Origin of the sequence: Aquimarina sp. AU58, from assembly GCF_900312745.1 — a bacterium.
GTDB lineage: Bacteria > Bacteroidota > Bacteroidia > Flavobacteriales > Flavobacteriaceae > Aquimarina > Aquimarina spinulae.
Genome location: NZ_OMPD01000013.1, coordinates 164,025 through 189,393, shown reverse-complemented (window position 1 = coordinate 189,393; position 25,369 = coordinate 164,025). Strand labels below are relative to the sequence as shown.

At 33.4% G+C, this 25,369-nt stretch carries 19 protein-coding genes; 14 read left to right on the top strand and 5 right to left on the bottom strand.

Translation table 11 applies throughout. The features are described from left to right. Positions 1–256 precede the first annotated feature (256 nt). Positions 257–865: a superoxide dismutase gene (locus DK441_RS11110; protein ID WP_109098796.1), complete on the bottom strand. Its 609-nt coding sequence runs from the start codon at positions 863–865 to the stop codon at positions 257–259. Between the two features lie 195 nt (positions 866–1,060). On the opposite strand from DK441_RS11110, the gene DK441_RS11105 reads away from it, so the two are divergent. From DK441_RS11105 to DK441_RS11045, 13 genes are all read left to right on the top strand, one after another. Beyond that, positions 1,061–4,213 (top strand): exodeoxyribonuclease V subunit beta, encoded by a 3,153-nt coding sequence (locus DK441_RS11105; RefSeq protein WP_109098795.1) that lies wholly within the window; start codon positions 1,061–1,063, stop codon positions 4,211–4,213. A 285-nt stretch (positions 4,214–4,498) separates the two neighbouring features. After that, positions 4,499–5,896 (top strand): OmpA family protein, encoded by a 1,398-nt coding sequence (locus DK441_RS11100; protein WP_074409786.1) that lies wholly within the window; start codon positions 4,499–4,501, stop codon positions 5,894–5,896. A 163-nt stretch (positions 5,897–6,059) separates the two neighbouring features. Beyond that, positions 6,060–8,795, top strand: coding sequence for a PD-(D/E)XK nuclease family protein (locus DK441_RS11095; RefSeq protein WP_109098794.1), 2,736 nt, complete (start codon positions 6,060–6,062; stop codon positions 8,793–8,795). 38 nt (positions 8,796–8,833) lie between these two features. Further along, on the top strand, positions 8,834–9,682 hold the full coding sequence (locus tag DK441_RS11090; protein WP_370444313.1) for an alpha/beta hydrolase family protein: 849 nt from the start codon (positions 8,834–8,836) through the stop codon (positions 9,680–9,682). A 57-nt stretch (positions 9,683–9,739) separates the two neighbouring features. Further along, positions 9,740–10,024 (top strand): hypothetical protein, encoded by a 285-nt coding sequence (locus tag DK441_RS11085; RefSeq protein ID WP_109098793.1) that lies wholly within the window; start codon positions 9,740–9,742, stop codon positions 10,022–10,024. Positions 10,025–10,101: 77 nt separating this feature from the next. Beyond that, positions 10,102–12,495 carry a TonB-dependent receptor gene (locus tag DK441_RS11080; RefSeq protein ID WP_109098792.1) on the top strand — a complete coding sequence of 798 codons (2,394 nt, stop codon included), beginning with the start codon at positions 10,102–10,104 and terminating at the stop codon, positions 12,493–12,495. A 14-nt stretch (positions 12,496–12,509) separates the two neighbouring features. After that, positions 12,510–13,112 (top strand): type 1 periplasmic binding fold superfamily protein, encoded by a 603-nt coding sequence (locus tag DK441_RS11075; protein WP_370444312.1) that lies wholly within the window; start codon positions 12,510–12,512, stop codon positions 13,110–13,112. Between the two features lie 642 nt (positions 13,113–13,754). After that, positions 13,755–14,069 carry a DUF6660 family protein gene (locus DK441_RS11070; RefSeq protein WP_109098790.1) on the top strand — a complete coding sequence of 105 codons (315 nt, stop codon included), beginning with the start codon at positions 13,755–13,757 and terminating at the stop codon, positions 14,067–14,069. A gap of 125 nt (positions 14,070–14,194) precedes the next feature. Continuing rightward, complete coding sequence (locus DK441_RS11065) at positions 14,195–18,583, top strand: CusA/CzcA family heavy metal efflux RND transporter (RefSeq protein WP_109098789.1); 4,389 nt, start codon at positions 14,195–14,197, stop codon at positions 18,581–18,583. A 2-nt stretch (positions 18,584–18,585) separates the two neighbouring features. Then, positions 18,586–19,773 carry an efflux RND transporter periplasmic adaptor subunit gene (locus DK441_RS11060; protein WP_109098788.1) on the top strand — a complete coding sequence of 396 codons (1,188 nt, stop codon included), beginning with the start codon at positions 18,586–18,588 and terminating at the stop codon, positions 19,771–19,773. Between the two features lie 2 nt (positions 19,774–19,775). Continuing rightward, a complete protein-coding gene (locus DK441_RS11055; RefSeq protein ID WP_109098787.1) occupies positions 19,776–20,192 on the top strand; it encodes a Fur family transcriptional regulator in 417 nt (138 codons plus the stop codon). Positions 20,193–20,247: 55 nt separating this feature from the next. After that, positions 20,248–20,616, top strand: a complete 369-nt coding sequence (locus DK441_RS11050; RefSeq protein ID WP_109098786.1) for a DUF3703 domain-containing protein — start codon at positions 20,248–20,250, stop codon at positions 20,614–20,616. Between the two features lie 2 nt (positions 20,617–20,618). Next, positions 20,619–21,500: a cation diffusion facilitator family transporter gene (locus DK441_RS11045; RefSeq protein ID WP_109098785.1), complete on the top strand. Its 882-nt coding sequence runs from the start codon at positions 20,619–20,621 to the stop codon at positions 21,498–21,500. Positions 21,501–21,504: 4 nt separating this feature from the next. Here DK441_RS11045 and DK441_RS11040 read toward each other — a convergent pair whose 3' ends face one another. From DK441_RS11040 to DK441_RS11025, 4 genes are read right to left on the bottom strand one after another with little or no spacing between them, the layout of a single operon-like run. Next, a complete protein-coding gene (locus DK441_RS11040; RefSeq protein ID WP_160112055.1) occupies positions 21,505–21,882 on the bottom strand; it encodes a hypothetical protein in 378 nt (125 codons plus the stop codon). A gap of 4 nt (positions 21,883–21,886) precedes the next feature. After that, positions 21,887–22,993, bottom strand: coding sequence for an alkene reductase (locus DK441_RS11035; protein WP_109098783.1), 1,107 nt, complete (start codon positions 22,991–22,993; stop codon positions 21,887–21,889). A gap of 3 nt (positions 22,994–22,996) precedes the next feature. Beyond that, on the bottom strand, positions 22,997–23,404 hold the full coding sequence (locus DK441_RS11030) for a DoxX family protein (protein WP_109098782.1): 408 nt from the start codon (positions 23,402–23,404) through the stop codon (positions 22,997–22,999). Beyond that, complete coding sequence (locus DK441_RS11025) at positions 23,401–24,384, bottom strand: polysaccharide deacetylase family protein (RefSeq protein ID WP_109098781.1); 984 nt, start codon at positions 24,382–24,384, stop codon at positions 23,401–23,403. Before DK441_RS11025 ends, DK441_RS11030 begins: the two co-directional genes overlap by 4 nt. Before the next feature lie 103 nt (positions 24,385–24,487). Between DK441_RS11025 and DK441_RS11020 the strand changes: the two genes are divergently transcribed. Next, complete coding sequence (locus DK441_RS11020) at positions 24,488–25,318, top strand: AraC family transcriptional regulator (RefSeq protein WP_109098780.1); 831 nt, start codon at positions 24,488–24,490, stop codon at positions 25,316–25,318. Positions 25,319–25,369 lie beyond the last annotated feature (51 nt).

The window sequence follows — 25,369 nt, the reverse complement described above, 5'->3', positions numbered from 1 at the left end:
CAAAAATGTTTGTTGTTAAAAAGGGTTAATTTGTGTATTTCAACAAGTATTTTGACCTTTCGTCTAAAACATTTTTTCACTATGAAATAACGTTCTATATTAGCAAAGCCATAGCATAAGTAGGTTAAGTTCATGGTAGATTTGGGGCAAAAAAAGGTGGTTCTTCCACCTTTTTTTATTTTCTGACATTTCGTAATACTTTCACATAAAAAAAGAGTCACAATACTGTAACTCTTTTTTAAAAATATATTAGTACTTATTTTCCTTGAGCATATCGGCTTGCTACTTCGTTCCAGTCAATTACATTAAAAAATGCTGAAACATAATCCGGACGACGATTTTGGTAGTTTAAATAATATGCATGTTCCCAAACATCTAATGCAAGGATAGGGGTTCCTCCGCATCCAATACCAGGCATTAAAGGATTATCTTGATTAGGGGTAGAGCAAATTTCTACTTTCCCTCCCTGATGTACACATAACCAAGCCCATCCAGATCCAAATCTTGTGCCAGCTGCTTTTGAGAATGCTTCTTTAAAAGCATCAAAAGACCCATACGCTGCATTAATTGCATCTGCAACTTCACCAGATGGTTTTTCTCCTCCATTAGGCGACATTATCTCCCAAAATAAATTATGATTATAATATCCACCACCGTTATTTCTAACAGCTCCATTAGACATATCTAGATTAATAAGAATATTTTCAATGGTTTTACCCTCAAGATCAGTCCCTTCAATTGCAGCATTTAATTTGCTAGTATATCCAGCATGATGTTTATCATGATGAATTTCCATGGTACGAGCATCTATATGAGGTTCTAACGCATCAAAAGCGTAGTTTAATTTTGGTAATTCGAATGACATATGTTATTATTTTAATTAATAAAAAATAAAAGCGACATCAAATTTAATAATTAGAATGATGAATAAAAATTTATAATTGTTATAAATTGATTAAAACCCATAGGATAATAAAAACAACCTTTTTTGTTGTTATAATTTTATAGAAATTGATGGGTATAAGAATTTCGGGTTTTAGTATTTTAGTAAAAAAAAGAATTGAATTCTACTACTGCTTTTGTTGTTTACAATGCTGCTGCTGGTGCTGGTAAAACCTATACTTTGGTAAAAGCATACTTGATTGCTCTTTTAAAAGGAGAGTATAGAGATAGTTACAAAAATATCCTGGCAATTACTTTTACAAATAAAGCTGTAGCTGAGATGAAATCCAGAATATTAGAGAATTTAGTTGCTATTAGTGCTCCTGATACTCCATCAAAATATCAAGGCTTGTTAAGTGAATTAAGTACAGAGACCAAAATTCCTGAACTCGAACTTAAACAAAAAGCAAAGCGAATTCTTAGAAGTATCCTTCATAATTATGCAGCATTCGATGTTGTTACTATTGATACATTTACACATAGAGTAATTAGGACATTTGCACATGATTTAGAGATTCCTATGAATTTTGAGATCGAAATGGATACAGATGCTTTAATTGAAGAAGCCGTAGATGCGGTAGTTGCCAAGATAGGACTAAACGAGGAACTAACCAGATTAATTGTTGATTTTGCGATTAGCAAGCTAGAGGATGATAAAAGTTGGGATATCACTATAGAACTGAATAAGATAGCCAGATTGTTGTTTAGTGAAAATGACAGAGAACACCTTAATAAACTTTCTCATAAAACAATTACCGATTTTGAGGTTCTAAAAAAACAGCTGAATAAAAAGGTTGCCGAATGTAAGAAAGATATTATTTCTGAGTCGAATACAATTTTAGAATTAATAAAGGTCCAAGGATTAGAATATGCAGATTTTACTCGAGGCTCGATTCCTAACCATTTTTTAAAACTTGCAGAAGGTGAGGTGAAAGCAGATTTTAAAGCAGCCTGGAAACAGAATATACAAGAAGCCTCTTTCTATAATGCTAAGTTAGACCCTCATAAAAAAGAACTAATCGATAGCATTAGACCTTCTATAGAAGAAACCTTTCTAAAAACAAAGCAATTATTAATACGAATTGGTTTTTTTCAAAATATTATCAAAAACCTTACACCTCTTTCGGTATTAAATGCAATTAATAAAGAATTAATTGGAATCAAAAAAGAGAGAAAGATTCTATTAATATCAGAATTTAATACGATTATAAGTAAAGCGATTAAGGATCAGCCAGCTCCATTTATATATGAACGTTTAGGAGAGCGTTATAGAGATTATTTTATTGATGAATTTCAGGATACTTCAGAATTACAGTGGAATAATTTGATCCCTCTTATTGATAATGCAGTTTCAACAGAAACATTAACAGGTAAAAGAGGGCAGGTTACTATAGTCGGAGATGCAAAACAAGCAATTTATCGATGGAGAGGAGGGAAAGCAGAACAATTTATCAATTTATCGTCTGATCAAAACCCTTTTTCAATACAGGAAAAACAAGTTCTTAATCTTCCTAGGAATTATCGTAGTCACGAAGAAATTATTAAATTCAATAATAATCTATTTACTTTTTTGTCGGGTGATTTTAAAAATGAAAAACATCGAGAATTATATGTATTGGGAAATAAACAAGAAGTTAACTCCAAAAAAAATGGATACGTTAATCTATCATTTGTTGAAGCAAAAAATGTAGCTCAGGAGAATGATTTATATCCCGAGAAAGTGTATGAAACTGTACTCGAACTAAACAAAAAAGGATATCCTCTTAATGAAATATGTGTTATTGTAAGAAAACAAAAAGAAGGAGCTGTCATAGCAGATCTTCTTACCCAAAAAGGGCTGTCTATAATTTCTTCAGAAACATTATTGATTAATAATGCTCCTCAAGTTGTATTTATTGTTGACCTGCTTACCTGGTGCATACAACCTGATCATCTTCAGTCAAAAATCAACGTATTACATTTCTTGACCGAGAAGTTTTCAATACAAGAAAAGCATTTGTTTCTGGAAAAAATGATCAACAGTACTAAGAATACATTTTCTTCTGAACTTAAAACCCTGGGGCTTGATTTTGATCTTGCCAAAGTAGCTATAAAACCTCTTTATGATGCAGTAGAATATATTATAGCCAGTTTTTCTCTTGCCGATAGTACTACAGCGTATATACAATTTTTTCTAGATGTTGTGTTTGCATTTACTCAAAAACACACAGAAGGTATTGTAGGTTTTTTAGCATATTGGCATATCAAAAAAGATAAATTAAGTATTGTTGCTCCAGAAACAGAGCAGGCAATTAAGATCATGACTATACATAAAGCAAAAGGACTAGAGTTTCCTTGCGTTATTTATCCATATGCTAATATAGATATCTATGAAGAAATAGAGCCCAAAACATGGCTGGCAGTAGATAGTAAAAAATATGACAATTTTGAAGAAGTGTTTATCAACTATAATAAAGGGATATCTGAGTATGGTAAAGATGCAGAAGAAATTGTATTAAACAGGCAAGCTCAATTAGAGTTAGATGCGTTTAATCTATTATATGTAGTACTTACTCGTGCAAAAGAACAACTATATATTGTTTCTAATTTGAAATTAAATTCTAAAGGAGAAAGTAACCCAAATACTTTTTCTGGGAAATTAATTGCATATCTAAAACATTTGGATCAATGGAATCCTGAAAAAACAGAGTATACTTTTGGTCATCCTTTAAAACCAGAGGTTTTAAATACAGATATAGAAGACAAACCAAGAGTGATTAAACTTTCTCGATTCGAGGACTCCTCGCGAAAATATAAGGTAAATATTGTAACCCATTCTGGTAAACTATGGGATACATCTCAACAGAATGCAATAGAAAAAGGAAATTTGATACATGATCTTATGGCTTCTATAGATACATATAAGGATGTGAAAAGAGTTGTTGAAGAAGCCCACAAAACAGGAGAGATTACTATTTCTGAAAAAGAAATACTTTATGATGAAATAAAAGGTATTGTAGACCATCCAGAGCTTTCTCAATATTTTTCTTTAGATAATGTGGTATATAACGAAAGAGATATAATTTCTAATGGAAGATTATTTCGACCAGATAGAGTAGTAGTCGACAAAAATAATCGAACCACTATAATAGATTATAAAACGGGGGTTCATAATACTTCTCACACTATGCAAATACAGGGCTATGCATCACTTCTTGAAAAAATAGGACACACTATAAAAGGTAAAATTCTAATTTATTTTAATGATAATATCACCTTAAAACACGTATAAATAAACTATCATTTTTATAATTACTAAAAGAAATTTAAGGATAAAAGGTATTTTTATCTTATAATTGTAACGTAATTGCTGAGATAAATACTTTAATTTTTCTCTAATAAGGTTAAAATTATTGCTTTTTTTGGGGCTTGAAAACTGTAAGAAAAAACTACTACACTCTCCAAAGCTGCGATATATGCTGGCCTGTTAAGAAAAATTTATTAGATTTATCTTTGACAGTTATTTTTAACATATTACATTTGCTCTAATTAACACTTAAAAATTAAATTATTGAATATGAAACATCTTAGCAGATTTTTAGTGGCTTCGTTACTTGTACTTGGATTTAGTACGGCGAATGCACAAGATGAAAACAATCCTTGGGCGGTTTCTATAGGTATTAATGCCGTTGACATCTTTCCTACTGGGGGAGACCTTACTAGTCAGGGAGAAATTTTCGATGAATATTTTAATGCTAGTGACCACTGGAACATCCTTCCATCTGTTTCCAAATTATCTGTTGGTAGATATATAGGAGATGGTTTTAGTTTTACAGCGGCAGGATCGGTTAACAAAATAGAAAACTGGGGAGAAAATCCTGTTACAGGAGAAGATTTAAAAGTTGATGACCTATCTTATTATGCCATAGATGGTAGAATTAGCTACAGCTTTAGGAAAGCATTTGGTTCAGGTTGGATCGATCCTTACTTAGGTGTAGGTGGAGGTTATACTTGGCTTGATGAAAAAGGAGCTGGAACATTAAACGGTTCTCTTGGATTCAACTTTTGGTTAACTGAAAACTTAGCATTTAACCTTCAAACAACTTATAAGCACGTATTTGAAGATTATGAGACTGGTAGTTACCCACCAACTCATTTCCAACATTCTGCAGGACTTACTTTCGCATTTGGAGGTAAAGATACTGATGGTGACGGAATATATGACAAAGATGATGAGTGTCCAGATGTTCCTGGTTTAGAGGAATTCAACGGATGTCCTGATACTGATGGTGATGGAATCACTGATGCTAAAGATGAATGTCCTGATACTGCAGGTACTGCTGAATTTAATGGATGTCCTGATACTGATGGTGACGGAGTTCCAGATCCTAAAGATGAGTGTCCTACTGAAGCTGGATTACCTGCTCTTAATGGATGTCCTGATGCTGACGGTGATGGTATCGCCGATGGTAAAGATGGTTGTCCTAATGAAGCTGGACCAGCTGCTAATAACGGATGCCCTTACCAAGATAAAGACGGTGACGGTGTATTAGATAAAGATGATAACTGTCCTGACGTTGCTGGTACTGTTGCTAACAATGGTTGTCCAGAAGTAACTGAAGAAGTACAGAAGACACTTAATAACTATGCAAAAACTATCTTGTTTGATTCTGGTAAATCTACCATTAAATCAGAGTCTAATCAAGCACTTGCTGATATCATATCGATATTAAAAGAGTACCCTAATGCTAAATTTACTGTAGAAGGACATACTGATAGTGTAGGAAGTGCTAAACTTAATCAAAGATTATCTGATTCTAGAGCAAATTCTGTTAAGAACTACTTGACAGAAAATGGTATCGACCAGTTCAGATTATCAGCTGTTGGTTATGGTGAAGACAGACCTATCTCTTCTAACAAAACTAGAAAAGGTAGAAAAGAAAACAGACGTGTAGAGATCAACTTAGTAAAATAAGAATAAAGTCTCTTAATCATAATAATAAAAACGTCCCGAAATTTTCGGGACGTTTTTTATTTTTAGAAAATTAAATAAAGATCTTGACTTAACACGATCGATTCTTCTTAAGAGGTTCAGGTTTGCCTTCAGATTTAATATCTTGCAATAAAATCATAAATACTTGAAAAGTTTCCTAAAAGAAGTTATCCTAGAAGTGCAAGGCACTACAGAAAAAATAAGTGATCTAATTTTTCTGGTGCCTAGTAAAAGAGCAGGGCTTTTTCTTAAAAAAGAACTTTTAGAGACATATCCCGATCAAACTCTTTTTGCGCCAATAATCCTTAGTATTGAAGAATTTATTGTTCGATTATCAGGGCTGCAACAAATTGATAATATTCAGACATTATTTGAGTTTTATGAAACGTACCTAAACACTCATACTCACCTAGAAAAGGAAGATTTCGAAACATTTAGTAATTGGGCCCAGACCCTAATCTATGATTTTAATGAAATCGACAGATACTGTATAGATCACAAGAGCTTTTTTGCTTATTTATCAGGGATACAAGACTTAAACCATTGGTATTTACAAAAAGAAAAAACCGAATTAGTTAAAAATTATATTAGGTTTTGGGAAAACCTGATGGATTACTATGACAATTTTAAAAATAAATTGCTTTCCAAGAAAATAGGATATCAAGGATTGTTGTACAGAAAAGCATCAGAAGATATCCAGGCATATATTAATACCGAAAGTAGAACACATATCCTGGTAGGGTTTAATGCACTTAATAATGCAGAACAGACCATTTTTCAATCACTCTTAGAGGCAGATATTGCTCAGGTATATTGGGATGCTGATCAGTTTTTTGTGGAGAACACCTATCACGAAGCGTCTTTATTCTTACGAACATATAAAAATCAATGGGAGTATTATAAAAAGAACCCATTTCAATGGGTGCAAAACAATTTTTCTGAAGAAAAAGATATTACTCTGGTAGGAGTACCTAAAAATATAGGCCAGGCAAAATCTATTGGTCAGATACTTGCTTCGATCCCCAAGTCCGAGGTCGAAAAAACAGCTTTGGTACTTGCAGACGAAACGCTACTACAGCCCCTACTTAATTCATTACCTAATACAATCGAAGCCCTAAATATTACAATGGGACTACCTCTTAAAGAGGTTCCTATAGCTGCATTTTTTGAGCTGTTATTTAGCCTTCATAAAAATTCTAACTCCAAAGGATTCTATTATAAATTAGTATTAGAAATTTTAAATAGCCTACCTGCGTATAGAATATTAGGATTTGAAGCAGCACGATTGATCAATACCATTTCTAAAGAAAATATCGTTTACATAACATTAGATAAACTACAAGAAAAAGCTTCGGATAAGGAAAAACAAACTCTTGCATTACTATTTGATCCTTGGAAAGATGTTACTACAGCTTTAGAAAATTGTAGAAAAATAATACTATTACTCAAGAATAATCTTGATAAGAAAAACGATGAGTTAGAACTAGAATATGTATATCATTTCCATTTAGTTTTTAATAAAGTTTTTACACTACATGATAGCTATCAATATATAGAAACGATTGGATCTTTATATACATTGTATAAAGATATTATGATGTCTGAGACACTCGATTTTTCTGGTGAGCCATTTAGTGGATTACAGCTTATGGGAATGTTAGAGTCTCGATGTCTTGATTTTGAAACTGTTATTATCACTTCAGTTAATGAAGGAGTTTTACCTGCCGGGAAAAGCATGAATTCTTTCATTCCTTATGATCTCAAAAGAGCATACAGCCTTCCTACATATAAAGAAAAAGACGCTATATATACATATCACTTTTATAGATTGATCCAAAGAGCTAAAAAGGTATATCTACTGTATAATACAGAAGACGAAGGAGTGGGTGGTGGAGAAAAGAGCAGATTTCTACTTCAGTTAGATATTGATAAAAGACCCAAGCATAAACTTACAAAATATGTAGTATCGGCAGAAGTGCCTATGTTAACTAACCAACCATTGCAGATAAAGAAAAATGAAGCGGTTTTGCTAAAATTAAAAGAACTATGCGCATACGGGTTGTCCCCTTCTGCATTAACTGCTTATATAAGAAACCCGATGGATTTCTATTATAAATATGTTTTGGGTGTTACAGAAACCGAACAGGTAGAAGAAACTATTGCTGCAAATACTTTAGGGACAGTTATCCATAATACACTCGAAACTTTTTATAAACCATTAGAAAATAAATTTCTAACTATCGAAGATATTGATAAGATGAGAAGCCAAATTGATATCGAACTTCGGGATCAGTTTAAACAAGAATATACAAAACTCAATATCACGCAAGGTAAAAATCTTTTGATTTTTGAAGTAGCCAAGCAATATGTGTATAATTTTCTAAAAGCCGAGGAGAAACTAATAAAGAGTGGTGCCCGATTAAAGATTTTGGCGATAGAAAGTAATCTAAAAACAAAATTGAGAATTCCTGAGCTGGATTTTCCTATTTATATTAAAGGAAAAGTAGATCGTATTGATGAGCTAGATGGACAAGTAAGGATAATAGATTATAAGACAGGAAGAGTAGGTCGAAATGATGTCGTTATTATGGATTGGGATGTAATTACCGACGACTATAAATATAGCAAAGTGATCCAGGTTTTGGCATATGCATACATGCAACATAATGAAAACCCAATTTCAGACGCTTTTCAGGCAGGTATAATTTCATTCAAGAATCTTCAGGAAGGGTTTCTTAAGTTTGGAACGAAAGAAAGCATAAGAGGGAAAGCAAATTACGAAATTACAAATGCAGTGTTTGACGATTATCTGCTACAGTTAAAAAAATTGATCCTGGAAATTTTTAATATTGAAATCCCATTTATTGAAAAAGAAGTGTAGCTGCAATAGCTTGGATACTAAACTCTATACTTAGAATTATGATGATTAAAAACAAAAATATAATAGTAGCAGGAAAACATCAAAAACCAATTTTGACAGATGTTTTTTATACGAATACTGGGGTACAAAAACCTATTGTTATTTTTTGTCATGGATATAAAGGTTTTAAAGATTGGGGTGCCTGGGATTTGGTGGCAGAAGCTTTTATCAGAGCTGGGTTTTTCTTTGTAAAATTTAATTTTTCGCATAATGGAGGCACTATAAAACAACCCATAGATTTTCCTGACCTCGAAGCTTTTGGTAATAATAATTATATCAAAGAATTAGATGATTTAGAAACCATTATAAATTGGGTAACCTCTTCGGATTTTAAATTCAAAAATGAAATTAATACTTCAAACATTTCTTTGATAGGCCATTCTCGTGGTGGTGGAATTGTAACTATTAAAGCCGCAGAAGATAAGAGAATCACTACATTAATAACATGGGCAAGTGTTTCTGATTACAAAAACCGGTTTCCAAAAGGAGAAGCCTTTGCATATTGGCAGAAGAAAGGAGTAATGTATATCGAAAACGGAAGAACTAAACAGCAAATGCCACATTATTTTCAATTTTATACATCTTTTATAAAAAATGAAGATAGATTAACGATTACCAATGCTGCCAAAAAAATTGAAATTCCACATTTGATTATTCACGGTACAAACGACCCAACAGTTGATGTGCAGGAAAGTAGAAATATACATGAATGGAGCATTAACAGTGATATTTTCTTGGTAGAAGGAGCTGATCATATATTTGGAGTAAAACATCCATGGCAAAGCAGTAATTTATCAAAACATCTGGAGGCAATAGCACAAAAAAGTATAGATTTCATACGCCTTTAACACTTTCTTAGCCAAAAAATATAATAAGCAATCATTTTTTTTCGTTTATTTGCTGTTATGAAGTTTAATAGACAAATACTAGCTTCCGTATTTTTGGTACTTTTCGGTATCATTCAATTAGCAGACTTGCATATTGTAGGTCATGATGCTGATGATATAGACTGCTCTCTTTGTAAGTTTACTTCTGATCATCATAATGATAATTTTACATCTGCAGACACAGTTACTGTTCCTGAAGTAGTGCATATTCCTGCCGATATTGTTCGAGCAACTTATGTGAATCGATATTTTAATTCATCTGCTGCTTACAATTTTCTAAACAAAGCTCCCCCTGTAGCTTAGTTTTACCTAAACTTTATTACTGAAACTTAACTGTGGTATATCCATACTAATCAGTTTATCCATTATTTATTTTACAAATGAAAAGACACACTTGGTTACTTGTGTTTCTTCTCGGGATTAATCTCCTTTCAGCACAAGAATGTGATAAAACACTTTCTGGCAGAGTCATAGATTTTCATGACGGAGCACCCCTTGAAGGCGCTACAATAACATTTAATAATCGTACAATCGTGACAGACGCTTCTGGTAGATATTCTATTACAGGTTTATGTGCAACAGCATATGCTTTTACTATTTCTCATGAAAAGTGTAATTCGCAGGTAGTAACTCTTGATGTAGGTAAAATATCCTCAAAAGATTTCTCCTTAGAACATCACCTTAATGAATTAGAAGAAGTAAAAGTTTCGGGAGCCAATGATACTAAAACAACTTCTGCTCAAGAAGAAACTATAGGCTCTGATGTCATAGAAAAATACGGCAGTGCCTCTTTGGGAGATGCTCTTAGAGAAATTACAGGTGTTTCGTCTTTAAATACCGGATCTACGATTGTAAAACCGATTATTCAGGGTCTTAGCGGAAGTCGTGTATTGATCATGAATAATGGCGTTCGGATGCAAGATATGGAATGGGGAGATGAACATGCTCCTAATGTAGATATTAACACCGCAGGAAATGTTACTGTTGTTAAAGGAGCTTCTGCACTACAGTACGGAGGAGACGCAATAGGTGGTGTTATCATTATGGAACCTCGTAAAGTACCTGCAAAAGATACTTTATTTGGGAAAACCCGGTTATCGGGAGCTGTAAATGGTAGAGGAGGATCAGTTTCTTCAGAATTGATAAAAGGATATAAAAATGGATGGTTTTTTAAAGTACAAGGAACATTAAAACGCTTTGGAGATGTAGAAGCACCAGACTATGTTCTTTCTAATACAGGAGTATTCGAAAAAGGAGCCTCCCTATCTTTTGGAGTAAATAAATTTACCCACGGCTGGGATGCATATTATTCTTTTTTTGATAATGAAATTGGAGTACTGGCAACATCTCATATTGGCAATGTAGATGATCTTATAGATGCTATTAATGAACAGCGACCTGCAATTATTAGAGATTTTACCTATGAGATTGATAATCCTAAGCAAGAAGTTACCCACCATCTGGGACGCCTTCGGTATTTTAAACGTTTTGAAGAACTTGGGAAATGGAATACACAATATGATTTTCAATATAATAAACGATTTGAGTTTGATATTCGCAGAACAGAAGAACTTACCAAATTACCCAGTATAGATCTTGAGCTAAAAACACATACACTAACTTCAGATTTTAGTTTTGATTCGAATCCTGATTTTCTGTGGAATGTAGGAGTGCTATTTAGATATCAGAATAATTTTGCAGACCCCAGTACAGGAGTAAAAAGATTAATTCCCGACTATGATAAGTATGATGCCGGAGTATTTGTTACAGGTGAATATAGCTTAACAAATGATATCATTATAGATGCAGGTATTCGATACGATTATAATCGTATGGATGCTAAGAAGTTTTATTTAAAATCAAGATGGGAAGAAAGAGGATATGGTGTAGATTTTTCTGATCTCATTATTGAGGATTTTAACACACAATGGCTCACTAATCCAGTTTTTGATTACCATAGTATTTCTGGTACTACAGGAATACAATATACTTTTAAAGAAGATTACGAATTTAGATTCAATTATGCACTGGCACAACGTGCTCCTAATCCTTCAGAGTTATTTAGTGATGGTTTACACCACTCGGCTGCCAGAATTGAGTTGGGAGATTTAAGGATGGATCAGGAAACATCACATAAAATATCTGTAACCGCACAAAAGAATACAGAAAAATGGGGATGGGAAATTGCGCCATATGCCAATTTTATAAATGATTATATTTTGCTAGAACCTGTAGATGTCGAATTATCTATACGAGGAGCATTTCCTGTTTGGGAATATCGACAAACCAATGTTAGATTATTGGGAGTAGATGCAAAACTTTATGCCAATTGGCATCAGAACTGGAGAACAGATCATAGTTTTTCTATGGTAAAAGGAAAAGAAAATGAAAAAGATGCTGCATTGATTAATATCCCTGCACCAACTTTTAATAACGGTGTTACTTATAGTAACAAAAATTGGTTCGGGCTTAATGTTTCTTTAGAAAGTCAATACTTTTTTAGACAAAATGAGTACCCGTCCAATATATCTGTGTTCTCTCCGCAGCAAAATGAAGATGTATTATTAGAGGTAAATACTCCTCCAGATGCATATCATTTATTAAATGCAGATACTAGTATGGAGTTCTCTTTAGGAGAACGAAATAAACTAAAAGTTGGATTAACAATAAACAACATATTAAATACAAGCTATAGAAATTACTTAAATCGTCAGCGATATTTTGCAGATGATTTGGGTAGGAATTTTTTATTAAGATTATCAATTAACTATTAAATTAAATTTTAGAAATGATGAACACACGCAAACTTTTATCAACGCTTATCGTCGGAGGTATTTTATTCGCATCTTGCTCTAGCGATGATGATAATCCTGTACCGGTTAATGAAGAGGAATTAATAACTAAAATGACAGTATCTCTAGTTGGCGGTGGAGGAACTGTAACTTTAGTTGTTACCGATGAAGATGGAGCAGATGGACCAGTAGCACCGGTAGTAACGGTTTCGGGTAATTTAACTGCCAATACAACATATAATGGATCTGTAGAATTGCTTAATGAATCCGAGAACCCTGCCGAATTAATTAACGAAGAAATAGAAGCAGAAGCAGATGAACATCAGTTTTTCTATGAAGCAAGTTCTGCATTAAATATCACGACAGCTTATACTGATAAAGAATCAGATTATAAAAAAGAAGATGGAACCTCTTTTACGACAACGAATCCTGTTGGACTAACATTTACAGTAACGACAACAGATGCAGGAACCGGAACTCTTACAGTAACGTTGAGACACGAACCTAATAAAGCTGCAGATGGAGTAGCCGGTGGTAATATTGCTAATGCTGGAGGTGATACTGATATTACCCAAAGTTTTGATATTACAGTACAATAATTGAAACTTGATTAATTATGTAAGTTGAATTTGTGTAAAATTTCATAATTAGTTTCAATTCATACCCTCGGGAGTAGTTACCCGAGGGTTTACTTAAATTTAAGTTAAAAAAAATGAACTAAATAAAATTGGCACGAATTTTGCTATAATAAGGATCTTCAGTGTTAGGGAAAAAATTAAAAAACACTGGGAATATAACAATCAATATATCATAATTGGTACATAAAATAGTTTAAAAATTAACTTTTAATTAGTTAGTATTATTGGTTTTATCAATGCATTAAGATACTATTAAGAGTTAATTATCATCAAAAAAACGTTAAAATATTTAAAGGATAGCGCTTATCTTCGTATCATAAGCCTAGCCTAACAAAACAATATAATTGAAACTATCATAATTAGTATAAGTTGAGTTTGTGTTAAATACAATTAAGTTTCAATTTAGACCCCTGGGAGTAGTTAACCCGGGGGTCGCTTTTTTGGTCTTGTTTTGAATATAAAACCTTAAAAAACAGACTCCAATTCCTATTGTTTTTTATTTTTAAGAGTAGTATGTGTGCTTCCAAAGAAAATAATTAATAACATTTAGAATCTAGGTAATTTTGCAATACCATTGCATTACAATATTACTATCTTTGTAATGTGAAGATTTTAGCATTCATATTATCAATATATTTTCTGGCACTTGATTTTGTGCCTTGTAATGATAGTATACCTATCACAGAAGATTCTCAAATTGAGGCTTTTGCAGATTCTTGTGAAAATCACGATCATAGTGTAGAGAATGATTTATGCTCTCCTTTCTGTCAATGTCATTGTTGCCACGTTCATGTTATTGATTTTAGTATTGATACGTATCAATTAATATCTCCAGAAATTTCTACAGAGTTATTTGCCCATTTTGATAGTGTTGGTAAAGAAATCTCTAATACACTATTCCAACCACCGCAAGTTTAATTTAGTTTTATAGGATAATTATGTCTTGTTGCTATCTTTTTAAAAGAAAGTAACAGCTATTTAACATCGAGAAATTCTATTAAATCAGATTGAATCGAGATGTCTAACTGAATTAAAACTATTATATGCTTAATAAAATAATTAGGTATTCCATAACTCATAAATTGATTATTGGATTACTAACACTAGCATTGATTATTTTGGGAATATATTCATCAAAACAGCTGCCGGTGGATGCTGTTCCCGATATTACAAATAATCAAGTACAGGTGATAACCTCTTCTCCAACATTGGCATCACCAGAAATAGAGCGGCTAATCACTTTTCCTGTAGAAATTACAATGGCTACCATTCCCGAAATTGAAGAAATACGTTCGTTTTCACGTTTTGGGCTATCAGTAGTAACCATTGTTTTTGAAGAAAACGTAGATGTGTATTGGGCAAGACAACAAGTTAGTGAACGTCTTGTCGAAGCACAATCCCAAATCCCTGAAAATATAGGAAAACCAGGGATAGCACCTTTAACTACTGGTCTGGGAGAAATTTACCAATATGTTATTACTACAAAACCAGGTTACGAAGACCAATATGATGCAACAGAATTAAGAACTATTCAGGATTGGATTATAAAACGTCAACTATTGGGTACACCAGGAGTAGCAGATGTAAGTAGTTTTGGAGGATATCTAAAACAATATGAAATTGCAATACGCCCAGAACGATTAAATGCTATGAATATATCTATTTCTGAAATATTTAATGCATTAGAAAGTAATAATCAAAATACAGGAGGTGCCTATATAGAGAAGAATGATAAAGCCTTATTTATACGAAGTGAAGGATTGATAGGCACCATAGAGGATATAAAAAACATCCTTATCAAACAAACATCTGATGGGATACCGATTTTAATTAGTGATGTAGCCAAGGTACAAACCGGAAAAGCTATTCGTTATGGCGCTACCACTCGCAATGGAGAGGGAGAAGTAGTAAGTGCTATTGTAATGATGCTTAAAGGAGCAAATTCTGCAGAAGTAATTAAAAATGTAAAAGACAAAATAGCATCTATTACCAAAACGCTTCCAGAAGGAGTAATGATCGAACCTTTTTTAGATAGGACTAAATTAGTCAATAATGCAATTGGTACAGTGACCACTAATCTTATAGAAGGGGCATTGATTGTTATTTTTATCCTATTATTACTACTAGGGAATTGGCGTGCAGGGCTTATTACTGCATCGGTAATACCATTGTCACTTTTGTTTGCCTTTAGTATGATGCACCTTTTTGATGTTTCTGCAAATTTAATGAGTCTTGGGGCAATTGATTTTGGTTTGATAGTAGATGGGGCCGTAATTATTGTAGAAGCTACTTTGTTTCATCTCGGCGCTTTAAAATTTAATAGGAAGTTGACACAGAAAGAGATGGATGAAGAAGTGTATAAATCAGCTAGTAAAATCAGAAATTCTGCTGCTTTCGGTGAAATCATTATTCTTATTGTGTATTTACCCATTTTAGCCCTGGTAGGAACAGAAGGAAAAATGTTTGGTCCAATGGCACAGACAGTTGGCTTTGCTATCCTGGGAGCTTTCATACTATCACTAACTTATGTTCCTATGATGTCTGCATTGGTGTTGAGTAAAAAAGGAACTCATAAAGAAAATATTTCTGATAAAATCATGAACTTTTTCTATAGACTATATGAACCTATAATTAAATGGTCGATGCGTAGTAGAATATTTATTCTGGCAATTACATCAGGACTTTTTATAATAGCATATTTGGTGTTTAATAACCTTGGAGGAGAATTTATTCCAACACTTGAAGAAGGTGATTTTGCTGTAGAAACCAGAGTACTTACCGGAAGTTCTCTTTCTAATACAATAAAAGCTACAACCAAAGCAGAGAAAATAGTACTCGATAATTTTCCAGAAGTATTACAAGTGGTTTCAAAAATAGGTTCGGGAGAAATACCTACTGATCCTATGCCGGTAGAAGCTGCAGATATGATGATTATTCTTAAAGATAAATCAAAGTGGGTATCAGCTTCTAATCGTTCAGAATTGGCTAATAAAATGGCAGAAGCTTTAGAAGTGCTACCAGGAGTGGCTTTTGGTTTCCAACAACCCATTCAGATGCGATTTAATGAACTAATGACGGGGGTGCGCCAGGATGTAGCCATAAAAATATATGGAGAAGATTTAACTCGACTTTCCTCCTATGCAAATCAGATTGGTAAAATTGCCGGAAAAGTTAAGGGAGCAGTCGATGTTTATGTAGAAGAGGTGACAGGAGTACCACAAATCGTAATCGATTATAATAGAGCCCAATTGGCTAAGTATGGCTTGGATATTAAAGCAGTTAATAATACAATTCAGGCAGCTTTTGCAGGGGCATCTACAGGATTGGTTTATGAAGGAGAGAAACGTTTTGATTTAGTAGTACGATTAGATAATAGTAACAGAACCAGTCTTACAGATGTGCAAAATCTTTATATTAATGGGGAGAATGGAGAACAAATTCCATTGCAACAACTGGCAACTGTATCTATCAAAGATGGTCCTTATCAAATACAACGAGATAATACAAGAAGACGTATTATCATCGCTTTCAATGTTCGGGATCGCGATGTCGAGAGTGTTGTAAAAGAAATTAGTACTAAAATTGATAATCAGGTAAATTTTGAATCAGGATACACCGTTGCTTATGGAGGTCAATTTGAAAACTTAATTAAAGCTAAGCAACGCCTGGCAATAGCAGTTCCTTTAGCATTACTGCTTATTTTCATTCTATTGTATTTTACTTTTGGTTCTTTAAAACAAGGAGTTTTAATATTTACTGCGATCCCTCTTTCTGCAATAGGAGGAGTGTTTGCGCTTTGGCTTAGAGATTTGCCATTTAGCATTTCTGCTGGTGTTGGTTTTATAGCCTTATTTGGTGTAGCAGTATTAAACGGAATTGTACTTATTGCAGAATTTAATCGATTAAAAAAAGAAGGTATTACCGATATTCTTGAACGAATCTATAAAGGAACCAAAACTCGATTACGACCTGTAATTATGACCGCAACTGTTGCTTCATTAGGATTTTTACCAATGGCAATTTCTCAAACCTCGGGAGCAGAGGTACAACGACCTCTGGCAACAGTAGTTATAGGAGGATTGATTACCGCTACTTTTTTAACCCTGGTGGTATTACCTATTCTCTATTATTATTTTGAAAAAAGAGTACAAATGAAACCAAAAAAAGCAATGCTTTTACTAGTAGTATTTCTTGGAGTAGCAGGAAATATGACTAGCATAAATGCTCAGACTAGTGAAGCAAAAACCATATATCAAAGTTTAGAAGAAGTTATGGACGCAGCTTTAAGAAATAATCCAAATCTAAAAGTTGCTGCGTTTCAAACCGAGAAGGAACATGCCTTAAAAGGAACTAGTTTTAACCTACCCAAAACTGATTTTGATCTGACCTATGGACAAACCAATAGCGATTTTGATAATGACACTCGGTTTAGTATCAGCCAGAAATTTGCCTTCCCTACGCTTTACACGAACCAGAATAAATTGGCTAAAGCAACGATAAAATCTAGTGAATTAAATCAAGAAGTGGTTCAAAATGAAGTAGTAACGCAATTAAAAGCAACATATTATCAATTGTGGTTTCTAAAGAGTAAACAACAGTTACTTCAAAAACAAGATAGTATTTATCAGCGATTTGTATATGCTGCAAACCTGCGATTTAAAACAGGAGAAAGTAATGCATTAGAACAAGCAACAGCCAATGCAGAAGTTGCAGATTTGCAAATTAAAATACAGGAGAATAATGCAACCATACGAGGATATCAATTGCTTATGCAAAAATTGGTCAATTCTGAAAACAAGGTTGATATTGCTGTGGGAGATTTAAAAGTAAAATCAAATCTATTACCTGTAGATCACAACACTACAGCTATAGAGAAAAATCCTGTACTATCTTTTTACAAGGAACAAATAGAGATTGCCGATATTAAGAAATCGGTAGCCGTATCAAAAATGCTTCCCGATATCACATTAGGGTATTTTAATCAATCTTTTAATGGCCCGGGACAAACCGTAAATGGATCCGATGTGATTTTTGATTCTGGAAACAGATTTACCGGGGTAAAGTTAGGTTTGGCTATTCCGATATGGGGCAAACCACATGCGGCAAAAATAAAAGCGGCAAAAATTCGTCAAAAAGAAAGTCAGGCACAGTTAGATGTGGTTCAAAATGAAGTTAATACCCAGTTAAAGATGCTTTTAGAACGACTAGAAAAAAACCAAAAGAACTTGTTATATTATGAGAAAAATGCGCTTTCACAATCCGAACTGTTATTAAAACAATCTCAGCGAGGTTTTACAGAAGGAGCTATCGGATATATAGAATATGTACAAGGACTCAATCGGGCACTAGAAATTCAAACCAAATACTTAGAATTCATAAACGCTTACAATCAAACTCTTATCGAAATTGAAAGTATAAACGCAATTCAATAAAAATGAAAACAAACATATATAAATTAATAGCCATATTCATACTTCTGCTTACCTTAGGGTGTAATAATAAACCAGCTACAACTTCTGAAGAAAAACATGAAGAAGATAATGAAAACCTTATTGAGTTGACCGATGAACAAATGAAGCAAACTGAAATAGAAATAGGTAAAGCTCAGAAACGTAAAATAGGAAATGAGTTAAGTGTAAATGGGATGATTGATGTTCCGCCACAAAGTAATCTTTCTATTACGGTTCCTTATGGAGGGTTTTTGAAATTTACCGATATGCTACCAGGTACACGATTAAGAAAAGGACAACTTGTAGCAAGAGTAGAGAATCCTGATTTTATAGAATTTCAAAGAGATTACCTCGAAGCAGTTGCAAAAAATGAATATCTGAAAGCAGATTATGAACGTCAGGAAACATTAAATAAAGAAAATGTCTCTTCGACAAAAGTATTTCAAAAAGCAAAAAGTGATTACTTGATTAATAAAGCAAATATTCAGGCTTTAGAAAGTAAATTAAAAATGGTGGGAATCAATCCTTCTAATGTAACTAATGGAAGAGTATCTTCTATAGTAAATGTGTATTCTCCTATTAATGGAGTAGTGAGAGAAGTATATGTAAATACCGGAAAATATTTTGGATCAGAAGATGTATTAATGGATATCACTAATGCCGAAGATTTGCATGTCGAGCTCAAAGTGTATGAAGATGATATCCCATTAATAAAAAATGAGCAACGTATTCGTTTTCGATTAGCAAATGAACCTGATAAATGGATGGAAGCAGAGATTTTCTTAATAGGTAACAATGTTAGTGATGATAGATCTATAACTATTCATGGGCACTTAAAAGAGAAAAACCAAGAGTTGCTTCCGGGAATGTTTGTAAACGCAAAAATTGAAGTTGGTGCTCGCGAAGCATATGCGGTACCAGAAGAAGCCATAGTTCGTTTTGATGGAAACCATTATGTTTTTGCAGCAGGAGAAAAAAGAAGCGAGGGAGAAACAATGGTTACAGATTTTGAAATGATACCGATCACCAAAGGAACCGAAGAAGAAGGATTCGTAGCGATTACATTAGAGGATAAAAATAAAGATATTAGTACCATTCGATTAGTAATAAAAGATGCTTTTACCATTTTGGGTAAGGCAAAAAACAGTGAAGAAGGAGGTCACGGACATTAATAATGAATACTATTGAAAGTTTTTTAGAATCGAAGAAAGTACGACCAACAGCAATGCGATTATTGGTCTATAAATATATGACTCAAAGTAATGTAGCTAAAACACTTGGAGATATTGAAAATGCTTTTACAAAGGCAGATAGAACCACGCTGTATAGAACCGTAAAGACATTTGAGGAAAAAGGGATTGTGCACCAGGTAGATGATGGAACGGGCACGATAAAATATGCACTTTGCGAAGCTGGTTGTAATTGTGATATTGGCAGAGATTTGCATTTACATTTTCATTGTAATAATTGTAGAGAAACGATATGTCTTACAGAACATAAAATTCCTCAAATCAATTTACCAGATGGATATATAGCAGAAGACATGAATTTGGTAGTAAAAGGTATATGTGAGCATTGTAGTGGTCAATAAATGCACTTCTATTGCATGACTACTATGCATATTTTTGTATAAAACATATAATTATATGAAGTTTAATATAACAATACCACCAAAACTTAAAATCGAATATGATAAAGAATTGTCGCTTTATAAAACTGGATTATCTAATAACGATTTGCCAAAAGCCTGGGATCATTTAGAGCGCAGCCATATTTTGGGACAATCATACCCCTGGGAGCATTCTTACACGCATTATTTAATGCTTAAATATGGGATGCTTACCAGAGATACCAAAGAAATTTTTGGACAAGTTATTCGTTTGATTGTAGGAGGCTGGAAATCTTTTGTTAATAAGGTTCCTATTGGTAACACAGGAGGTGCTAATGTACCTCCTTTAAAAACAATGCCTATACCTCATGATTTGAAAATAAAATTAGAATCATATCAAAAGTAATTATGGGACACGACCACTCACATGACCACGCTGGAAAGAATTTAAAAATTGCATTTTTTCTAAATCTGGGATTTACAATTTTAGAAATTATAGGAGGTCTTTATGTAAATAGCATTGCTATTATTTCTGATGCTATTCATGATTTAGGAGATTCACTTTCTTTGGGGACTGCCTGGTACCTCGAAGGGAAATCTAAAAAAGAAGCCGATGCCAAATTCTCATTTGGTTATAGGCGTTTCTCTCTCTTGGGTGCCTTGATTAATAGTATTGTTTTGATTTTAGGATCCATTTATGTGATTTATGAAGCCATAGGCAGATTATTAGAACCCGAACATTCTGATGCTGAGGGGATGATTGTTTTTGCACTTATAGGAATAGCAGTTAATGGTTATGCGGCATGGAAAGTAAGTAGCGGGAAATCGTTGAATGAGAAAGTGGTTTCCTGGCACTTAATGGAAGATGTATTGGGTTGGGTTGCTGTACTTTTTGCAGCGATTGCTATATATTTTACAAATGTACAATACCTCGACCCAGCCCTTTCTCTTTTAATAACACTGTATATTCTATATAATGTTATTAAGCGATTAAGAGAAACATTATTCGTATTCTTACAAGGGATCCCGAGAGATATTAATATAGAAGAAATAAAATCAAAAATACTACAAGTACCACGTGTTGATTCTATACATCACCTTCATGTTTGGTCACTAGAGGGAGAACATCATGTTTTTACAGCACATGTTAAGCTAAAAGACATTACAGAAACCGATCAGATTATTCATATAAAATCAGAAGTTAAAAAGGCCTTAATGATCTATCATTTTAGCCACTGTACTATTGAAACAGAATTGGATGGTGAGATGTGTGTGGTAACAAAGCAATAAGAGGTTATTTATATTCTATTGTATTAAACTTTAATTGCAAATCACCAGTATTTTTTAAATCATGAACAAAATCACCTTTGGTATCATGATCATAATATGATAGATCTCCTTTTTGGTACTTTATTTCGACAATCCTACCATTTTGATGATGAGATATGGCAACCCCTTGGGTTAAACAAATCCAGGTATAGTTTTTTGTATGTTTATGAAACGGTAATTGATCTCCGGGTTTTAATAGTATAGACCAAACCTTAATACTATCATCTTCAAATAATAGAGTGTTTCCAATGCGATTACTTTTATTGCTGTTTTGTAGTTCTTGCATTTTAGTGCTATCCCAATTTTTAAAACTACCGGCAGGATTAATTTCTTTTGTGACCATAATTTTATACATCTAAAAATGGATAATCGGTATACCCTCTTGCATCCCCACCACCAAAAAGAGTATGGGGATCAGAAATATCATTCATTGTAGCATTTAATTGTATTCGTTTCGGATAATCAGGATTGGTTAGAAATTTTCTTCCGAACCCTACCAGGTCAACTAAGTTTTTGCTCAATAGACCATTAGCTTCTTTGGGAGTTTTATTTCCTGTAGCTATAATGGTATGTGTAAAATTAGCTCTCAATTTAATTCTGAAATCTTCTGGAATTGTGGGAGCATCATCCCAATCAGCTTCGCATAAATGAATATAGGTTACTCCTATTTCGTTTAATGTTTTGGCAGCGATCATAATGGTTTCCAAAATTTCGGGATCATTCATGTCTTTAAAGCTTATAAAAGGGGATAGTCGTACTCCTGTTTTATCAACACCTATTTCATCTGCCACAGCTTGAGTAATTTCTTTAAGAATACGAATTCTGTTTTCTTTGATTCCGCCGTATTCATCTGTTCTATGATTACTATTACTTCGTAAAAACTGATCAATAAGATATCCATTTGCGCCATGAATTTCGACTCCATCAAAGCCGGCTTCGATAGCGTTTTTTGCCCCTATCCTAAATTCTTCGATAACTTGGGCAATATCACCTTTGGTCATCTCCCGAGGTTTTTCGACGGGAACAAATGTAGCATCACCATTAGGAGCGCCATCAAAAATATATACCTGTGTATCTTTTGCTATTTCGGCAGAGGGAGCAATAGGTTGTAACCCGTTTACTTTTGAAGAGCTTACACGTCCCACATGCCATAGTTGTAAAAAAATTTTGCTTCCATTTTTATGCACTGCGTCTGTAACGAGTTTCCAACCTTCGATTTGTTTCTGAGAATAGATTCCCGGAGTTTTTGCATAACCCATTCCTTGTACAGAAATTTGAGTAGCTTCGGTAATAATAATTCCGGCAGAAGCTCTTTGTTGGTAATATTTTGCCATTAAAGCATTAGGTACGTTTCCAGGTTCTTCTGCCCTGGAGCGTGTCATGGGCGCCATTAAAAAACGATTTTTTAATGAAAGTCCATTCATTTTGTATTTTGTATATAGTGTGGTTTTCATGATTTATTTTTGTAAGAGATTATCAATTGAAAAATGATTGTTTTGTGATGTACTAATCAAAAGGTAAAAGAACAGTACGTAGATCATTTGAAACCCAACCCATTCCCATTGTTCGATTAAACAAGAACCAAAAATTAGAATAATCATTAGTATTCCCCCAGCGAGGCAGGTACGATAGGTAAACAACCCAAAAACAAGGAAGACACCAATAGTAAGTTCTGCAAAAGGCAATATTTTGGCAAAAGAAGAAATGAATATTTCTGATAGTACTATTTCTTTATAAAGGTTTATCATCCAGTTGCTAAAGGCTTCTATTTTCGGAATTCGTACTAATCCATGTGCTAATAGGTTGGCGCCCATTGCTAATCGTAGTAGAAAATAGGCATGATTTTTTGAAGCTGTATTTTTCATTTGTTATACATTAATTCAGAATTATCTCTAGGTGTCTTTGAATCGTCTTTTACCATTTTTGCAATATCATCTTTACGCATAAATACAACACCTTTATGTTTCTTTGCATACTGTATGAATAGGTCTATCGCACGAACAATTGATGGTGCCCCACCGATTCTGTCGTGTAAACTCACAGACATCATTCTTCTTTTACTTCCTGCTTCATCATATAATTGATCAAACTCCATTTTTAATTGATTTAAAAACTGGCCAGGAGTCCAATTTTTACCTTCAATATTTACGATATCATTATTACGAAGCGTATACGGCATAACTACAAAATCCTTTCCTCTAACTTCTGTGATAAATGGCTCGTCATGGCTTAAATCATCTATATGATATAAGAAATCAAGTTCTTGTAACACTTTTAGTGTGTTGGGACTACGTCGTAACCAATTCGCATTATAGCCTCTGCCGCGTTGTCCGGTAATGGTTTCAACTGTGTCAATACCAGTTTTTATAAAAGCTAATTCTTGTTCATAAGTCATATCCCATTGGTCACTCCATGCGATACCATGTGCAGCAATTTCATGACCGCGATTTGCTATAGCTATAGCAACTTCGGGGTATTTGATAGCAGCAGCACCAACGATATGAGAACTAACTTTGATATTGTGTTTATCCCACAAATCGAGCATTCGGTAAATACCTTCTTTGGCACCGTAACGGAACCAACTTTCTGCAGGAAGATCAGGATGTCCTTTTGGTAATGGTTTTGCAGCAAAAGGACTTTCTGCACCCTCTGGTTGTCCGCCAGTTTCAAATTGCATTGAGAATGAGATGACCAGTCGCGCATCATTTGGCCAGAAATGATCTGTTATGCTATCGGTTTCTATTGTAGTGATTTTTATATGTTCTTTTTCTGAAGTATGACTAGAAAATAGAACTGCACATACGCTTACAGAGAGTATTAAGATATATATATTTATTGGTTTCATTGGATTTTACCATTTGATTTATAATGCAAATTTAGTTGAAGGAAAAAGTCTGTTTTTGGTATATATTCATTGTATATTTGTATAAATCTATGTTAGTATACTTGTGTCAAAACGTTTTTTTAGTGCAAAATCTTTAAATGTATTCGAACTGTCACTTGATAAGTGGGAGTATCCAAAGCATTCTCATAATTTTTTCGAATTAATTTTTATTCTCAAGGGGAATGGGCAACACATTTTAAATGAGAGTATTTTTGAATATACAGAAGGGGATATCTTCTTATTGACCCCAAAGGACGAACACGAATTTATCATTAGCGAGCGTACAGACTTTGGTTTTATTAAATTCACAGAGCAGCTTTTTATAGAAAAAACAGAACTTGTTTCTGATTTAAAATGGCGAAAGAATTTAGATGCTGTTGTATTACATGCCAATAGTATTCCCGAAAATATTATTTCTAATACTACAGATAGATCGCATGTGTTCGAATTGTTTCGAATTATTAAAAAAGAGTATATAACTCCCTCACTTTACAGTCGGTCAATTTTATTAGAGCTATTAGGTGCATTATTAATTATAATATCTAGAAATCTTAATAAAAATACCGCTATACATACTGTTTCTGAAGAAGAAAAGGTGAGTGATATACTCACTTATATCCGGCAGAATGTTTTGGATAAAGATAATATTAGAATAAAAGAAATTGCCGCAACATTTAATATGTCTCCTAGTTATGTAAGTGTATTTATTAAAAAACATGCGGGCATTTCAATACAACAATATGTAATTCAGACAAAAATCAAAATGGCAGAACGATTATTGAAACAAACAAATTTGAATATTTCTGAAATAGCTCAAAAAACAGGTTTTACAGATTCCAGTCATTTTAATAAATTATTTAAAAAATATACAGGTAAGAACCCGAGTGAATTTTAATCAACCAAAATAATTTTATAAATTAATGTTTTTTGGAGTCATTATTGTAAC

Coding starts and splice junctions, on each gene's coding strand:
- DK441_RS11110 (WP_109098796.1), bottom strand. CDS start 865: ATGTCATTCGAATTACCAAAATTAAACTACGCTTTTGATGCGTTAGAA.
- DK441_RS11100 (WP_074409786.1), top strand. CDS start 4,499: ATGAAACATCTTAGCAGATTTTTAGTGGCTTCGTTACTTGTACTTGGA.
- DK441_RS11090 (WP_370444313.1), top strand. CDS start 8,834: ATGATGATTAAAAACAAAAATATAATAGTAGCAGGAAAACATCAAAAA.
- DK441_RS11085 (WP_109098793.1), top strand. CDS start 9,740: ATGAAGTTTAATAGACAAATACTAGCTTCCGTATTTTTGGTACTTTTC.
- DK441_RS11080 (WP_109098792.1), top strand. CDS start 10,102: ATGAAAAGACACACTTGGTTACTTGTGTTTCTTCTCGGGATTAATCTC.
- DK441_RS11075 (WP_370444312.1), top strand. CDS start 12,510: ATGATGAACACACGCAAACTTTTATCAACGCTTATCGTCGGAGGTATT.
- DK441_RS11065 (WP_109098789.1), top strand. CDS start 14,195: ATGCTTAATAAAATAATTAGGTATTCCATAACTCATAAATTGATTATT.
- DK441_RS11060 (WP_109098788.1), top strand. CDS start 18,586: ATGAAAACAAACATATATAAATTAATAGCCATATTCATACTTCTGCTT.
- DK441_RS11055 (WP_109098787.1), top strand. CDS start 19,776: ATGAATACTATTGAAAGTTTTTTAGAATCGAAGAAAGTACGACCAACA.
- DK441_RS11050 (WP_109098786.1), top strand. CDS start 20,248: ATGAAGTTTAATATAACAATACCACCAAAACTTAAAATCGAATATGAT.
- DK441_RS11045 (WP_109098785.1), top strand. CDS start 20,619: ATGGGACACGACCACTCACATGACCACGCTGGAAAGAATTTAAAAATT.
- DK441_RS11040 (WP_160112055.1), bottom strand. CDS start 21,882: ATGGTCACAAAAGAAATTAATCCTGCCGGTAGTTTTAAAAATTGGGAT.
- DK441_RS11035 (WP_109098783.1), bottom strand. CDS start 22,993: ATGAAAACCACACTATATACAAAATACAAAATGAATGGACTTTCATTA.
- DK441_RS11030 (WP_109098782.1), bottom strand. CDS start 23,404: ATGAAAAATACAGCTTCAAAAAATCATGCCTATTTTCTACTACGATTA.
- DK441_RS11025 (WP_109098781.1), bottom strand. CDS start 24,384: ATGAAACCAATAAATATATATATCTTAATACTCTCTGTAAGCGTATGT.